This window comes from Citrobacter sp. TBCS-14, from assembly GCF_005280805.1.
Lineage (GTDB): Bacteria > Pseudomonadota > Gammaproteobacteria > Enterobacterales > Enterobacteriaceae > Citrobacter > Citrobacter gillenii.
On record NZ_SZWM01000179.1, the window covers coordinates 1 to 236 of the forward strand.

The following is a 236-nucleotide window of genomic DNA, read 5'->3' on the forward strand; positions in this document are numbered from 1 at the left end:
GCGCATGCAGCGTCGGGCAGGGCATTTTATGCCGGTGGGATTACTCAAAAGCCAGTTCGACGCGCTGGAGTGCCCGCAGGACGATGAGAAAGATATTGCCCGCATCGACGTGAACCATGACATTGAGCATGTGACGGAACAGTGCCGCCAGGCGGTGCTCGCGTTTCGTAACGGGCAATAAGCCCAGTCCCTTGCGGGACTGAGCCCGGCATCAGAAGTCGGCTTTCAGCACCACG

The 236-nt window shown here is 59.3% G+C and carries 1 pseudogene; it reads left to right on the forward strand.

Going from position 1 to position 236, the window contains the following annotated elements:
* A pseudogene (idnK, locus tag FDX22_RS08640) lies at positions 1-181 on the forward strand (gluconate kinase); the annotation flags it as partial.
* Positions 182-236: the final 55 nt, after the last annotated feature.